Here is a 15,475-nt window from a genome sequence, read left to right on the forward strand (position 1 = left end):
TTTGTATGAAACGAACGATTAAAGAGATTCGAGAGCAATTGCATGCTTTGCAAGGCATGACGGAAGAAATGGCGACGTTTGTGGACGCATTAAGAAGCGATGAACGTGCTGGTGTCGCTAAACTTGTTGATCAGTTTGAAAAAGAGCAAACAAAAGCAATCGCCTTGCGCGCAAAATATAAAGAAATGACACAATTTGAGCAGGATACTCGTAACGAAGGATATACGATGATTGCGGGTATTGATGAAGCAGGTCGAGGGCCGCTTGCAGGACCGGTAGTGGCTGCTGCTGTTATTTTACCGACTGACGTATACATACCCGGCTTAAATGATTCAAAACAGCTCAGTGCCCAAAAACGGGCGTCTCTGTATGACATCATTCAGCAACAAGCCATCGCTATTGGCGTTGGCGTCATTTCTGCACAGACTATTGATGAAGTAAACATATACGAAGCTTCCAAGCTTGCGATGCTAGAGGCTGTACAGAAATTGGCAGTAACGCCCGATCATTTGCTCATTGATGCGATGGTATTGCCAACAGAGATTGCACAAACAAAGATTATTAAAGGAGATGCGCGTAGCGTTAGCATTGCCGCAGCTTCTGTTATTGCTAAAGTCACACGAGATCACTATATGGAAAAATTACACGAACAGTATCCGCACTATCAATTTCATAAAAATATGGGTTATGGTACGAAAGATCATCTAGAGGCATTACATACGTATGGAAGCATTTCTGAACATCGACAGTCGTTTGCTCCTGTACGTCAAGGTGCGCTCGTATAAGGAGTCGTTCTTGCTTTCTTTGGAGATGCTACAAGTAAAGAGGAGGATGACTATGAATAAACAAAACAAAACAATGGAGATTGGTGAAGAATTCGGCATGTACATGCCGGTAGTTGAGCGTGATCGCCATCAAGGAAAAAACGAGCCACAAAAGCAAAAAGAAAAACAAGAAAAAGAAGCTAAATCATAACATAGATGCTGGCGAATCATGGTTGAAGACGTCTGATGAGACGTTTTCAACTGTTGTTCGCCTTTTTTGATTCGTAAAACAACTCCTATATTGTTAGTAAATAGAAAAATTGTTGGAGATTTAACATATAATCATTCCAATAATAGTACATATTGTTAAATTTATGGAGAAAAATACCGTTTTTTCTGAATGCGTTTGCATTATTTCTGAAGAATGGTAGACAGCACCGCTTCAATTATATAAAATGGTAACGGTAGTTTAGTTTTGAACATGATAGGAGGATGGAGAATGAATATCCACGAGTATCAAGGCAAAGAGGTACTAAGAAAATACGGTGTGGCTGTTCCGAACGGTAAAGTAGCGTATTCCGTAGAAGAAGCAGTTGAAGCTGCAAAAGAATTAGGAAGCGCTGTTACTGTTGTTAAAGCTCAAATCCATGCTGGTGGTCGCGGTAAAGCCGGCGGTGTTAAAGTAGCGAAAAACCTTGACGAAGTTCGTACATATGCGAATGAAATTTTAGGTAAAGTTCTCGTAACACATCAAACAGGTCCTGAAGGTAAACAAGTTAAGCGCTTGCTTATTGAAGAAGGCTGTGACATTAAGAAAGAATATTATATCGGACTCGTTCTTGATCGTGCAACGTCAAGCGTTGTTATGATGGGATCTGAAGAAGGTGGAACGGAAATTGAAGAGGTTGCCGAGAAGACACCTGAGAAAATTTTTAAAGAAGTAATTGATCCAGCAATCGGTCTTCAAGCGTTCCAAGCACGTCGTTTAGCATTTAACATTAACATTCCAAAAGAACTTGTTAATAAAGCAGCGAAGTTCATGATGAGCTTATACACAGCATTCGTTGAAAAAGATTGCTCTATTGCTGAAATTAACCCGCTTGTTGTTACAGGTGATGGCAATGTAATGGCTCTTGACGCGAAATTAAACTTTGATTCTAATGCTCTTTACCGTCAAAAAGATATCGTAGCATATCGTGACCTTGAAGAGGAAGATGCAAAAGAAATCGAAGCTTCTAAATATGACTTAAGCTATATTGCTCTTGATGGCAACATCGGATGTATGGTAAATGGTGCGGGTCTTGCAATGGCAACGATGGACATCATTAAACATTACAGCGGCGATCCTGCTAACTTCCTTGATGTAGGTGGCGGTGCAACAGCTGAAAAAGTAACAGAAGCATTTAAAATCATCTTATCTGATAAAAAAGTTAAAGGGATTTTCGTTAACATTTTCGGTGGAATTATGAAGTGTGATGTAATCGCTACCGGTGTTGTTGAAGCAACGAAACAAGTAGGACTAGACTTACCGCTTGTTGTTCGTCTTGAAGGAACAAATGTTGAGCTTGGAAAGAAAATTCTAAAAGAGTCTGGCTTAAATATCACATCTGCTGATTCTATGGCAGATGGTGCTGAAAAAATCGTAGCATTAGTAAAGTAAGTTCCCCGAAAATAAGAAAGAAGGGTGGAGAAATAGATGAGTATTTTTATTAATAAAGACACAAAGGTCATCGTGCAAGGGATTACAGGATCAGTGGGTCTTTTCCACACACAACAAATGCTAGAATACGGAACAAAAATCGTCGGTGGTGTAACTCCTGGTAAAGGCGGCACTGAAGTTGAAGGTGTTCCAGTATTTAATACCGTACAAGAAGCAGTAAAAGCAACAGGTGCTAACGCATCTGTAATCTACGTGCCACCTGCTTTTGCAGCAGATTCAATCGTAGAAGCTGTAGACGCTGAGCTGGATCTTGCGATTTGTATTACGGAAGGCATTCCTGTAATGGATATGGTAAATGTACGACGCTATATGCAAGGCAAGAAAACACGTCTTGTTGGACCAAACTGTCCAGGTGTGATTACGCCGGAAGAATGTAAAATTGGTATTATGCCTGGTTACATTCATACGAAAGGTCATGTTGGGGTTGTTTCTCGTTCAGGAACATTAACGTATGAAGCTGTTCACCAATTAACAGAGCGTGGCATTGGCCAATCTACTGCTGTTGGAATCGGTGGCGACCCAGTAAACGGAACCGACTTCATTGATGTATTAAAAGCCTTCAATGAAGATGAAGATACGTATGCTGTCATCATGATCGGAGAAATCGGTGGTACAGCTGAAGAAGAAGCGGCTGAATGGGTAAAAGCAAACATGACTAAACCTGTTGTCGGCTTCATCGGTGGTCAAACAGCACCTCCAGGAAAACGTATGGGCCATGCTGGTGCCATTATTTCTGGTGGGAAAGGTACTGCTGCTGAAAAGATTAAAACAATGGAAGCATGCGGTATTAAAGTAGCTGAAACTCCTTCTGTAATGGGTGAAACACTTGTTTCCGTTTTAACAGAAAAAGGGTTACTTGATTCTTGTAAAACACATAAAGCAAACGTATAAACTACAAAAGCTCCCGTTTTTTAGGGAGCTTTTTTTAAGGTTGCTCTTTTTTTATGCCGACAAGCAGGAAGACGGAACGTTCTCATCGAAATGAGCCATTTAAGTCTTTTATTCTATGAGAGAAAAAGAAGCGTAGCCTTTACTTTTCTTTATGGGAGGATTATATGGATAGGGAACGTCTCATTTTGTTGCATCATTGTCGGGGCGTAACTTGGAAAGTGTTGAATCATTTCGTAGCGCTAGGGTCATTAGAAACCGTTTTTCAGTTAACCTCGACGGACGTGATGGAGCTTACGGGAATGAAGCGTGAAACGAGCGATGCGTTTATACACGATCGTGACCGTTTATGTAGTAAAGAGATTCAGCATTTTTATCATAAGCATGATATTCATATACATACGATGACAGACGAGAAGTATCCACCCCTTTTAAAACAAATTTATGATCCACCATGGGTGCTCTACACGAAAGGAAATCAAGAAGTATTAAACAACCCAAATACCCTTGGAGTAGTTGGAACGAGGCACCCAACGCGCGAAGGACAATTGAGTCTTCAGCGTGTGGTAACACCGCTTATTAACGACGGATGGGTCATTGTAAGTGGGTTAGCCATTGGTATGGACACACAAGCCCATGAATTGACAGTACGTAATGATGGCAGTACGATGGCAGTACTTGGTTCTGGTTTAGGATGCGTGTATCCGAAACAAAATGAAGCGCTCGCTTTACGCATTACCCACAAAGGTGTGTTAGTGACAGAATATCCGTATTTAGTACAACCGCAAAAGTGGCATTTTCCACAGCGAAATCGAATCATTAGTGGACTATCAAGAGGCGTGCTTGTGACGGAAGCCAAAGAAAAAAGTGGCTCATTAATTACTGCTGATCAAGCGATGGAGCAAGGACGAGACGTGTTTGCCTTACCAGGGTCGCTTTTAAATGAGTATGCTCACGGAACAAATCGGTTGATCCAAGAAGGGGCGAAGCTTGTATTAGGTGCTCAAGATATTCTTGATGAATTAACTGTGAAAGATTGGGCGAAAATGGAGTATTAATAGAACAAATTTTTCAAAGAACGATGAAAACGGTTTGACAAACGTTCCTAGTCTATTTAATAATAGGGAAGATTTGATTAACCCTTAAAGGGGGATAAACGAAAAATGGAAGAATACCTAGTAATTGTTGAATCTCCCGCGAAAGCAAAGACGATTGAAAAGTATTTAGGAAAAAAATACGTCGTTAAAGCGTCTATGGGGCACGTAAGAGATTTACCTCGTAGCCAAATGGGAGTAGAAATTGAAGATAATTTTCAACCGAAATATATAACGATTCGCGGAAAAGGACCAGTGTTAAAAGAATTAAAGACCGCTGCAAAAAAAGCAAAAAAGATTTTTCTCGCATCTGACCCCGATCGTGAAGGAGAAGCCATTGCGTGGCACTTAGCGCATAGCCTAGATATCGATCTAACATCAGACTGTCGTGTAGTCTTTAACGAAATTACAAAAAATGCGATTAAAGATTCTTTTAAACGTCCTCGTAAAATTAATATGGATTTAGTAGATGCCCAACAAGCGCGCCGGATTCTTGATCGTCTCGTTGGGTATAAAATAAGCCCATTGTTATGGAAAAAAGTTAAAAAAGGCTTAAGTGCAGGCCGTGTTCAAACTGTCGCACTTCGTTTGATTGTGGAACGTGAAAAAGAAATTAAACAATTTGTTCCCGAAGAGTATTGGAAAATTAAAGCGGCATTTACGTATGGAAAAGAAGCTTTTGAAGCTCATTTTTACGGAGTGGATGGCAAAAAACGTGAGCTTTCTAATGAACAAGATGTAAAAGACGTTCTGCAGAAACTAAAGGGAACGGCATTTACGATTCAATCGGTACAAAAGAAAGAGCGAAAACGTAATCCAGCACCTCCGTTTATTACATCGTCCCTTCAACAAGAAGCAGCACGCAAGCTCAATTTCCGAGCGAAGAAAACAATGATGCTCGCACAGCAACTGTATGAAGGAATCGATCTTGGTAAAGAAGGTACGGTAGGTTTAATTACGTACATGAGAACAGATTCAACACGTATTTCCGATGTAGCGAAGGAAGAAGCGAAGTCGTTTATTACGGCGGAGTATGGTGAAGCCTTCGTAAATACAACACCACGTCCGGAAAAGAAACAAGGAAAAAATGCGCAAGATGCACATGAAGCCATTCGTCCTTCCTCAGCATCTAAGCATCCAAAAGAGTTAAAAGAATTTTTAAGTCGTGACCAGTTGCGATTATATCGCTTAATTTGGGAACGATTCATTGCCAGTCAAATGGCACCAGCTGTTCTTGATACGATGACGGTCGATTTAAATAACGAAGGTGTACTATTCCGAGCGAACGGTTCAAAAGTGAAATTTCCAGGATTCATGAAAGTGTATATTGAAGGAAATGATGACGGCAAAAAAGATGAAGATCGTCTATTGCCAGATTTAGAAGAAGGAAAAACTGCCGTTTATGAAGAGATGGAGCCTACGCAACACTTTACGCAACCACCTCCTCGTTATAGCGAAGCTCGTCTCGTTAAGTCGATGGAAGAGCTTGGCATTGGTCGTCCTTCTACGTATGCACCGACGCTTGATACGATTCAAAAGCGTGGCTATGTTATGTTGGATGATAAAAAATTCCAACCGACAGAACTCGGTGAAGTTGTTCTTGAATTAACACTTGAATTTTTCTCAGAAGTATTCAATGTTGAATTTACTGCTCAAATGGAAACGGATTTAGATGAAATTGAAGATGGCGATAAGCAATGGAATGACGTCATTGATGAGTTTTATCAATCTTTTGAAAAACAACTCGTTGTTGCAGAAGAAGAGATGAAGGAAGTAGAAATTAAAGATGAACCAGCTGGTGAGCAGTGCGAGCTGTGCGGCCATGAAATGGTTTATAAAATGGGACGTTATGGCAAGTTTATGGCATGCTCTAATTTCCCAGAGTGCCGCAACACGAAACCTATTGTAAAAGATACAGGTGTAGAGTGTCCGGAATGTCACGAAGGAACCATCGTAGAGCGGAAAAGTAAGAAAAAACGAATTTTTTACGGTTGTAGCCGTTATCCAGAGTGTGAATTTGTTTCTTGGGATAAGCCGGTTGGCAGAATTTGTCCGAAGTGCGGAAAAATACTCGTTGAGAAAAAGACAAAAAAAGGCAAAGTTGTACAGTGTATTTCATGTGACTACGCTGAGGAGCAAGCATAAAGGAGAAATAAAGCATAATGAGTGATTTTGTAACGGTTATTGGTGCCGGGCTCGCTGGAAGTGAAGCGGCTTGGCAAATTGCCAATTCAGGAGTAAACGTTCATTTGTATGAAATGCGTCCGAAAAAGCAAACGCCAGCGCATCATACGGATAAATTTGCAGAACTTGTTTGCAGTAACTCTCTGCGATCTAACACATTAACAAATGCGGTTGGTGTACTAAAAGAAGAGATGCGCCATTTGAATTCTGTCATTATCGCATCGGCCGATGATTGCGCCGTTCCAGCTGGTGGGGCGTTGGCAGTTGATCGACATGAGTTTGCAAGTCTCGTAACAGAGCGAGTAAAGAATCATCCCAATATCACCGTATTTGAAGAAGAGATGACAGAACTTCCTGAAGGGCCTACTGTTATTGCAACAGGACCGCTTACTTCAGAAGGATTGTCAGCATCACTACGCGCGTTAACTTCCGAAGATTATTTATACTTTTATGATGCAGCAGCACCCATTATTGATGTAGAAAGCATTAATATGGATAAAGTATATTTAAAATCACGGTATGACAAAGGTGAGGCTGCTTACTTAAATTGTCCGATGACCGAAGAAGAGTTTACAACATTTTATGAAGCGTTAATCGCTGCTGAAACGGTACCGCTTAAAGAATTTGAAAAAGAAATTTTCTTTGAAGGGTGCATGCCGATTGAAGTAATGGCCTCACGCGGCAAAAAAACGATGTTATTTGGTCCGTTAAAGCCAGTTGGTTTAGAAGATCCAAAGACAGGAAAACAACCGTATGCGGTCGTTCAACTTCGTCAAGATAATAGTGCAGGAACACTGTATAATATAGTAGGTTTTCAAACGCACTTAAAATGGGGACCACAAAAAGAAGTGCTACAGCTCATCCCGGGTCTTGAAAATGCTGAGATTGTGCGCTATGGTGTTATGCATCGCAATACGTTCATTAACTCTCCAAAACTATTAAAAGAAACGTATCAATTCAAAGAGCGAGAAAACTTGTTTTTTGCAGGGCAAATGACGGGCGTCGAAGGGTACGTTGAAAGTGCTGCTTCAGGTTTGATTGCTGGTTTAAATGCGGCTCGTTTTGTTAAAGGTGAAGAGCTTTTGAGCTTTCCAGAAGAAACGTCAATTGGAAGCATGGCACGCTATATTACGACAGCAAACGCAAAGAATTTCCAACCAATGAATGCTAATTTTGGTTTGTTACCAGCGCTTGAAACACGCATTCGTAATAAAAAAGAGCGCTATGAAGCGTTAGCGAATCGAGCGTTAGAAACAATTCAGAATTTTATAACAAAATTGTGAAATAACTTGTCATTGCCCCTAATCTATGTTACGATTTAGGGGCTTTGTGAGGTGTATTCTGTGGAAAGTAATGACCGTTTACTTAAGATGTTTATCGAGTATTTGCAAATCGAGAAAAACAGCTCGCACTATACAACGGGAAATTACGAACAAGCGATTTCTCATTTCAGAACGTTTATGAAACAGCAGGCAATCGACAGATTCGCTGCTGTTTCTTATCTTTTGGTTAGACGTTATTTAACGACCCTTCATGATGCTGGGTATTCGCGAAAAACAGTTGCCAAGAAAATTTCAGCGCTGCGCAGTTTCTATCGTTTTTTAAACAGAGAACAAGTAATGGATCATAATCCATTTGCTACGGTGTCTCTGCCGAAAAAAGGAGTAAGTCTTCCTCATTTTTTATACGAAGAGGAGCTCAGTCTTCTCTTTGATGTGAGTGACATCTCAACTCCGTTGGGCCAACGGAATCAAGCGATTCTAGAATTGTTGTATGCAACGGGAATTCGAGTCAGTGAATGTTGTGGGATGAATATGGAAGATGTTGACTTCTTTATTGAAACCGTCCTCGTTCGAGGAAAAGGAAGAAAAGAAAGATATGTCCCCATCGGTAGTTATGGGCTAGAAGCATTAGAGCGTTATATTGCAAACGGCAGAAAAGAGCTGCTCTGTAAGGCGAAGCAACCAACGAAAGCGTTGTTTCTTAATCATCGCGGTGGCAGACTAACTGATCGCTCTGTGCGCAATATTTTAAACCGTCTAATTGAACAGACGACATTAACCATACATATAAGCCCACACGTTCTCCGCCATACATTTGCGACTCATTTGCTAAATGAAGGCGCAGATTTACGCGCAGTACAGGAGCTACTTGGGCACTCTCATCTTTCCTCCACGGGCATTTATACGCATGTGACGAAAGAGCACCTGAAAAAAATTTATACTAACACGCATCCGCGTGCATAAATGAGAGTAAGGAGGGATTTTCAAAATGACCCATTCATTTCATGCAACAACGATTTTTGCTGTTCATCATAATGGTAAATGTGCCATGTCCGGTGATGGGCAAGTAACATTCGGCAACACAGTAGTAATGAAGCATTCAGCGAAGAAGGTAAGACGACTTTATGGTGGTAAAGTATTAGCAGGATTTGCAGGTTCGGTAGCTGATGCCTTTACGTTATATGAGAAGTTTGAAGCAAAATTAGAAGAATATAGTGGTAACTTAGCACGCGCAAGTGTAGAGTTAGCAAAAGAATGGCGAACGGATCAAGTGCTTCGAAAGCTAGAAGCGATGTTAATCGTAATGAATAGTGAAAGCCTTTTACTCATTTCGGGTACAGGAGAAGTGATTGAGCCGGATGATGGCATACTTGCGATCGGTTCAGGAGGGAATTTTGCATTAGCAGCAGGGCGTGCGCTTAAGCGGAATGCTCCTTCTTTAACAGCTGCTGAAATCGCGAAAGCAGCACTAGAGATTGCTGGTGAAATCTGTGTATACACAAATGATCAAATTGTTCTTGAAGAGCTATAATAAGGAGCGTGTATAGCGATGACTACTCAATTGACACCAAGACAAATTGTGGAGAAACTGGATCAATATATTGTTGGCCAAAAAGAAGCAAAAAAAGCGGTCGCTGTCGCGTTACGAAACAGACATCGAAGAAGCTTACTTGATGAAAAATTACGAGATGAAATTTCTCCTAAAAACATTTTAATGATCGGTCCGACCGGGGTCGGTAAAACAGAAATTGCGAGAAGGCTAGCTAAACTCGTTCAAGCTCCTTTCATTAAAGTAGAAGCGACAAAATTCACAGAAGTAGGCTATGTCGGTCGGGACGTAGAATCAATGGTACGAGATTTAGTAGAAACGTCCATTCGGCTCGTGAAAGAACAACGCATGCTTGAAGTGAAGGATAAAGCGGAAGAGAATGCGAATAAGCGTCTCATTGAATTGCTCGTTCCAGGCAAGCAAAAAGAGTCTTCTATGAAAAATCCACTTGAAATGCTTTTCGGTTCAGGCAATACATCTTCCCAAAACCAAGGCGATCAAGAAGATGATGCTACGATTGCTCAGCAACGTAAACAAATGGCTCATAAACTAGCATTAGGTGAAATGGAAAACCATCTTGTAACAGTAGAGGTGGAGGAACAGAATCATTCGATGATGGATATGTTTCAAGGCTCTGGACTTGACCAGCTTGGTGTTAATATGCAAGATGTACTGGGAGGTCTCGTTCCTAAAAAGAAAAAGCGTCGGAAGTTAACCGTTTCCGAAGCGCGAAAAGTACTTACGCAAGATGAGGCTGCTAAATTAATTGATATGGATGAAGTCTCGAGTGATGCTGTTTATAAAGCGGAGCAACAGGGTATTATTTTTATCGATGAAATTGATAAGATTGCAGGAAAACAACAACAAAGTGCGGACGTTTCACGCGAAGGCGTGCAACGTGATATTTTGCCAATCGTAGAAGGTTCTACCATTATGACGAAATATGGTTCGGTCAAAACAGATCATATTTTATTCATTTCTGCGGGTGCTTTTCATATGGCAAAACCGTCTGATTTAATCCCAGAACTACAAGGAAGATTTCCAATTCGCGTAGAGCTTGAAAAGTTATCTGTACATGATTTTACGAGAATTTTAGTAGAGCCAGATAATGCGCTGTTAAAGCAATACCAAGCTCTTTTAGCGACTGAAGGTATAAATCTTGAATTTTCTGACGAAGCTATAGCTAAGATTGCGACTTTAGCTTTTCAAGTTAATCAGGAAACGGATAATATTGGTGCGAGAAGACTTCATACTATTTTAGAACGCTTGTTGGAGGATCTATCTTTTGAAGCACCTGATGTAACGATGGATACAATTAAAATAACACCAGAATATGTGGAAGAGAAACTTGCTTCAATTGCTAAGAACAAGGATCTGAGTCAGTATATTCTGTAGGAGGAAAAGGGAAATGAACTTACTAGAAAAAACACGAAAGCTGAACGCAATGCTTCAACAATCAGGAGGAAAGCCGGTTAACTTTAAAGAAATGGCTGAAACTCTTCGTGATGTAATTGAAGCAAATATCTTTGTTGTCAGCAGAAGGGGGAAATTATTAGGCATTTCACTGAATCAAGAAATTGAGAATGAGCGCATGAAAAAAATGCTTGAAGAGCGTCAATTTCCAACTGAATATACTAAAGGGTTATTCAACGTAATGGAAACTTCTTCAAATCTTGATATTGCCAGTGAATATACAGCATTTCCTATTGAAAACAAAGAATTATTTTCTTCAGGCTTAACAACGATTGTACCTATTATTGGTGGTGGAGAGCGCTTAGGGACACTTATTTTATCTCGACTCTCAAACTCTTTTAATGATGATGATTTATTGTTAGCAGAGTATGGAGCAACAGTCGTTGGTATGGAAATTCTTCGTGAAAAAGCAGAAGAAATCGAAGAAGAAGCGCGCAATAAAGCCGTAGTACAAATGGCTATTAGCTCGTTATCTTATAGTGAACTTGAAGCAATTGAACATATTTTTGATGAGCTAGAAGGAAATGAAGGTTTACTTGTAGCTAGTAAAATAGCTGATCGCGTAGGAATTACGCGTTCTGTAATTGTAAATGCCCTTCGTAAACTAGAAAGTGCGGGTGTTATTGAATCTCGTTCACTAGGTATGAAAGGAACGTACATTAAAGTACTTAATGATAAATTCTTGCTAGAATTATCTAAGTTAAAAACAAGCTAAGAAGAGAATAACGAGGAGCTGTGTCTGATTCGAGACACAGCTCTTTTTTTGATGTATTGAAAACCCCTGGCTATGCCGGGGGTTCTAAAAAGCTTCAAGCGTGGTATTAAAAAAACCTCACTTCATCATAAGCTAAAGTTGGTTTCCCGACCACTTCACTCATCAAAGAAGGAGGTATGTCCTTGTGAAGGACATGAACAGTTTAGCACACACGACATGGAATTGTAAGTACCACATCGTACTCGCACCAAAATATAGAGGACAAATTATATATGGAAAATATAGAAAGAGTATCGGTCAAATAATCCGAGATTTATGTGAACGCAAGGGAGTGGTCATTCATGAAGCCAATGCATGTAAAGACCACATTCATATGTTGTTGAGCATCCCACCTAAATGAAGTGTATCTCAATTTATGGGTTACTTGAAAGGAAAAAGTAGCCTGATGATTTTCGATCGACATGCGGATTTAAAATATCGCTATGGGAATCGCAAATTTTGGTGTCGAGGATTCTATGTCGATACCGTGGGCCGAAATAAAAAGAAAATACAAGAATACATACGAAATCAGCTCGTAGAAGACTTTCGTACAGATCAGTTAACGTTATTTGAAGAGTACGACCCGTTCACTGGACAGAAAAATAAAAAGAAGTAAGGAAATTCTTTAGAATTAGTGAGTGAATGTGGTGCAAAAGGGAGACCTCCTCAGGGGGCCTTTAAGGCCGAGGCCGGTAAGAGAGGCTTTTAGCCGCAGAGCAAACCACCAGTTCCCACTGGTGGTTTTGATTGTACCATGAACGACAAGAAAATAGATGCATGTACTTAGGTCTTAATAACTATTATTGTATAAAAATGAATATAGGTACAAAAGACCCATTAAAATAGTAGTACCATTTATCGAAAAATGTCTAAATGTGCAAAAAAATATAGACATTTTTTGGCTTAGTACCGTAAAATATGGAATAACAGCAGAAAATGGTACATAAGGTAATTTATTTATAGTAAAAAAGGGGTATGAAAAATGTTTGGAAATGGAGTAATACCGCAACTGGAGAAAGGTTTACAGCGTATTTCATTGCAGCAACAGGCAAATGCAGCCAATATAGCCAATGTTAATACGCCCAATTATAAGTCTAAAGTCGTAGGTTTTCAATCGGAATTTCATTCGATGCTTCAAGCTTACCGTAGCGATCGCCGTCATCTTTCCTTTTCGGGAGAGAACGGTCAGTATGTGACTAGAAAAGAAACCTCAACCGTTATGAATCATAATGGAAATAATGTTGACATTGATCAGGAAATGGCTGAAATAGCCAAAAATCAATTAATGAACCAAGCGATGATTCAATTACTAAACAGTAAAATGAATGGAATGAGAATCGTCATAAAAGGAGGTAAGTAATGGGAATCTTTAATGCGTTAAATAGTTCAGCATCAGCCTTGACGGCACAACGATTAAAAATGGATGTTGTGTCGAGTAACATGGCGAACGCTGAAACAACGCGAGGAACGAGAGTAAACGGAAAATGGATTCCGTATCAACGGAAAATGGTTGTGGCAGAAGCAAGCAATCGACCGTTCGCTTCTTTTTATGAACAGGCAACAGCAGGGGCGATAAATCATGAAGGAGTCGTTGTACGTGGAATCGTCAATGATCGTACGCCATTTAAACGGGTATATAATCCCACGCATCCAGATGCTAATGAGCAGGGCTATGTTTTAATGCCGAATGTAGATCCACTTAAAGAGATGATCGATTTGATGAGTGCATCACGTTCATATGAAGCAAATGTTACCGCTTTAAACGCTTCAAAAGCTATGTATGCGAAAGCATTAGAAATTGGAAGGTAGAGTGATCATATGACAATGAGCGTGCAAGGTGTAACGAATGTAGCGTCAATACCGCTAACGGAGAACATACAACAAGTAAAAGAAAGCGAAGGTTCATTTGCTACGGTCTTACAGAACATGCTTCAGGAAACGAATGGCTATGAACAAGCTTCTAATCAGGCGACTAATCAGCTATTAACAGGAAAAACCGATGATATTAGTTCGGTAATGGTATTAGCTGAAAAGGCAAACTTAACGTTACAAACAGCCGTTGAAGTAAGGAATAAAGTTTTAGAAGCCTATCAAGAGATTATGAGAACACAACTATAGAAATCATTATATTATTTCGTTTTTGAATTGTTTTTTTGAGGGTAACCTCATGAACAACATGTGGAGGAGATCATGATTGAGAACTTAAAAAATAGAATACGAGCAATGAATAATGCCTTTCAACTTTGGAGTCGTAAGAAAAAATGGCTGCTGTTGTGTGGCATCCTAGGCATTTTAACAGTGGCATTTGTGATTTCATACATGTCGCGCGAAAAGCTAGTTCCTCTCTACACAGAACTGTCACCACAGGAAGCAGGTCAAATCAAAAGTCATTTAGACGGTAAAGGGATTTCGTCTGAATTATCGCAAGGTGGTAAAGTTATTTCGGTTCCAGAAGAACAGGTCGATGCGTTAAAAGTATCACTTGCTTCTGAAGGTATTCCAAAAAGCGGAAGCATTGATTATTCCTTTTTCGGACAAAACAAAGGATTTGGCATGACAGACAATGAGTTTAATGTGTTAGAACGAGAAGCAACTCAAACGGAGATTGAAAAGCTCATAAAAAATATTAGCGGGGTTGATGATGCGAAGGTCATGATTTCAACACCTGAAAAGGGCGTATTCGTTAAGCAAGAAAAACAACAGTCCTCAGCCTCTGTCGTTTTAACATTAAAACCTGAAACAAAACTAGATGACGGTCAAGTCCGCTCCTTGTACCACCTTGTTTCTAAAAGTGTACCAAATTTACCAACAGAGAATATCGTTATTTCTGATCAATACTTCCACTCATTTTCTTTAGATCAAGGAAAACAAAAAGGGGATCTATCGCAGTATGAAGCACAGCGCAACGTAAAGCAGGAAATTGAACACGATTTGCAAATGCGGGTGCAACAAATGCTTTCTATGTTAATTGGGCCCAATAAAGTAATCAGTACAGTGACCGCTGATATCGATTTTACAAAAGAGAAAAGAGAAGAAAAAAGAGTTGAGCCAGTTGATACAAAAAAAATAGAAGGCATTAAGTTAAGCGCAGAAAAGGTGCGAGAAACATTTACCGGATCACAAGCTAAAGCTAAAGGCATTGATGGGACCGGAGAAAGTGACATTCCTACGTATCAAGGGACTGATCAAGCAGGTGGCGATTCAGAAAAAACAGAGGATCGCATTAATTATGAAGTGAATCGTATTCATAAAGAAATTACGAAAAGTCCTTACACGATTCGTGATTTAGGCATCCAAGTCATGGTGGAACCACCAAAACCAAATGATCCAACTTCTTTACCACAAGGAACGATTGAAGATATTACGCAAATGTTAAGTAACATTGTGCGGACGAGCATTGCAAAGGATGCAGCAACAAAAGTAGGCGATAACGATATTAGTCAAAAAATCTTCGTTTCTGCTAAGCCTTTCCATAAGGAAGAGCCAGTCAAGGCAGAAGAAAAAACAGCCATTCCACTGTGGATGTTAATCTCAGCTGGTCTCTTGCTGCTCGGTGTCATCATTGCTCTAATCCTTTGGAGAAAACGAAAGCGCAATGAAGACGAAGAGGATGGTTGGCTTGATGAAGAGGAGCAAATCGAAACGGTTCAGCAAGAAGAAAAAGAAAGTGATGTGCAAAAGGCTCAGCTAGAAAAGCTAGCAAAAGACCGACCTGATGAATTTGCTAAGCTATTGCGAACGTGGCTTTCAGAAGAATAGGAGGGAA

General features: G+C 40.0%; 15 protein-coding genes and 1 pseudogene. All 16 read left to right on the forward strand.

Features of this window, described 5'->3' with window-relative positions; genetic code table 11:
* Window positions 1-5 precede the first annotated feature (5 nt).
* The 16 genes and pseudogenes from A374_RS12235 (at window position 6) to fliF (ending at window position 15,468) form a co-directional block, all read left to right on the forward strand.
* Window positions 6-785, forward strand: a complete 780-nt coding sequence (locus A374_RS12235) for a ribonuclease HII (RefSeq protein WP_007202527.1) — start codon at window positions 6-8, stop codon at window positions 783-785.
* A gap of 52 nt (window positions 786-837) precedes the next feature.
* Window positions 838-975: a hypothetical protein gene (locus tag A374_RS20655; protein ID WP_156793216.1), complete on the forward strand. Its 138-nt coding sequence runs from the start codon at window positions 838-840 to the stop codon at window positions 973-975.
* 288 nt (window positions 976-1,263) lie between these two features.
* Window positions 1,264-2,424 (forward strand): ADP-forming succinate--CoA ligase subunit beta, encoded by a 1,161-nt coding sequence (gene sucC / locus A374_RS12240; protein ID WP_007202528.1) that lies wholly within the window; start codon window positions 1,264-1,266, stop codon window positions 2,422-2,424.
* A 36-nt stretch (window positions 2,425-2,460) separates the two neighbouring features.
* Window positions 2,461-3,375: a succinate--CoA ligase subunit alpha gene (gene sucD, locus A374_RS12245; RefSeq protein WP_007202529.1), complete on the forward strand. Its 915-nt coding sequence runs from the start codon at window positions 2,461-2,463 to the stop codon at window positions 3,373-3,375.
* A 164-nt stretch (window positions 3,376-3,539) separates the two neighbouring features.
* The gene (dprA, locus tag A374_RS12250; protein WP_007202530.1) at window positions 3,540-4,430 is read left to right on the forward strand and encodes a DNA-processing protein DprA; all 891 of its coding nucleotides are present in this window, start codon (window positions 3,540-3,542) and stop codon (window positions 4,428-4,430) included.
* Between the two features lie 105 nt (window positions 4,431-4,535).
* Window positions 4,536-6,611 carry a type I DNA topoisomerase gene (gene topA, locus A374_RS12255; RefSeq protein WP_007202531.1) on the forward strand — a complete coding sequence of 692 codons (2,076 nt, stop codon included), beginning with the start codon at window positions 4,536-4,538 and terminating at the stop codon, window positions 6,609-6,611.
* Between the two features lie 17 nt (window positions 6,612-6,628).
* Window positions 6,629-7,933, forward strand: a complete 1,305-nt coding sequence (trmFO, locus tag A374_RS12260) for an FADH(2)-oxidizing methylenetetrahydrofolate--tRNA-(uracil(54)-C(5))-methyltransferase TrmFO (RefSeq protein ID WP_007202532.1) — start codon at window positions 6,629-6,631, stop codon at window positions 7,931-7,933.
* 60 nt (window positions 7,934-7,993) lie between these two features.
* Window positions 7,994-8,896: a tyrosine recombinase XerC gene (gene xerC / locus A374_RS12265; protein ID WP_007202533.1), complete on the forward strand. Its 903-nt coding sequence runs from the start codon at window positions 7,994-7,996 to the stop codon at window positions 8,894-8,896.
* Window positions 8,897-8,921: 25 nt separating this feature from the next.
* The gene (gene hslV, locus A374_RS12270) at window positions 8,922-9,464 is read left to right on the forward strand and encodes an ATP-dependent protease subunit HslV (RefSeq protein WP_007202534.1); all 543 of its coding nucleotides are present in this window, start codon (window positions 8,922-8,924) and stop codon (window positions 9,462-9,464) included.
* Between the two features lie 18 nt (window positions 9,465-9,482).
* Window positions 9,483-10,877, forward strand: a complete 1,395-nt coding sequence (hslU, locus tag A374_RS12275) for an ATP-dependent protease ATPase subunit HslU (RefSeq protein ID WP_007202535.1) — start codon at window positions 9,483-9,485, stop codon at window positions 10,875-10,877.
* Window positions 10,878-10,890: 13 nt separating this feature from the next.
* Window positions 10,891-11,670, forward strand: coding sequence for a GTP-sensing pleiotropic transcriptional regulator CodY (gene codY, locus A374_RS12280; protein ID WP_007202536.1), 780 nt, complete (start codon window positions 10,891-10,893; stop codon window positions 11,668-11,670).
* A gap of 193 nt (window positions 11,671-11,863) precedes the next feature.
* A pseudogene (gene tnpA, locus A374_RS12285) lies at window positions 11,864-12,325 on the forward strand (IS200/IS605 family transposase).
* A 366-nt stretch (window positions 12,326-12,691) separates the two neighbouring features.
* Window positions 12,692-13,069 carry a flagellar basal body rod protein FlgB gene (flgB, locus tag A374_RS12290; protein WP_007202537.1) on the forward strand — a complete coding sequence of 126 codons (378 nt, stop codon included), beginning with the start codon at window positions 12,692-12,694 and terminating at the stop codon, window positions 13,067-13,069.
* Entirely contained in the window at window positions 13,069-13,518 is a 450-nt protein-coding gene (gene flgC, locus A374_RS12295; RefSeq protein ID WP_007202538.1) for a flagellar basal body rod protein FlgC, read from the forward strand. The genes flgB and flgC overlap by 1 nt, the downstream gene beginning before the upstream one ends.
* A gap of 9 nt (window positions 13,519-13,527) precedes the next feature.
* Window positions 13,528-13,827 (forward strand): flagellar hook-basal body complex protein FliE, encoded by a 300-nt coding sequence (gene fliE, locus A374_RS12300; RefSeq protein WP_007202539.1) that lies wholly within the window; start codon window positions 13,528-13,530, stop codon window positions 13,825-13,827.
* Between the two features lie 72 nt (window positions 13,828-13,899).
* Window positions 13,900-15,468 carry a flagellar basal-body MS-ring/collar protein FliF gene (fliF, locus tag A374_RS12305; protein WP_007202540.1) on the forward strand — a complete coding sequence of 523 codons (1,569 nt, stop codon included), beginning with the start codon at window positions 13,900-13,902 and terminating at the stop codon, window positions 15,466-15,468.
* The last annotated feature ends 7 nt before the right edge of the window (window positions 15,469-15,475 follow it).

The sequence above is a fragment of the Fictibacillus macauensis ZFHKF-1 genome (assembly GCF_000269865.1).
Lineage (GTDB): Bacteria > Bacillota > Bacilli > Bacillales > Fictibacillaceae > Fictibacillus_C > Fictibacillus_C macauensis.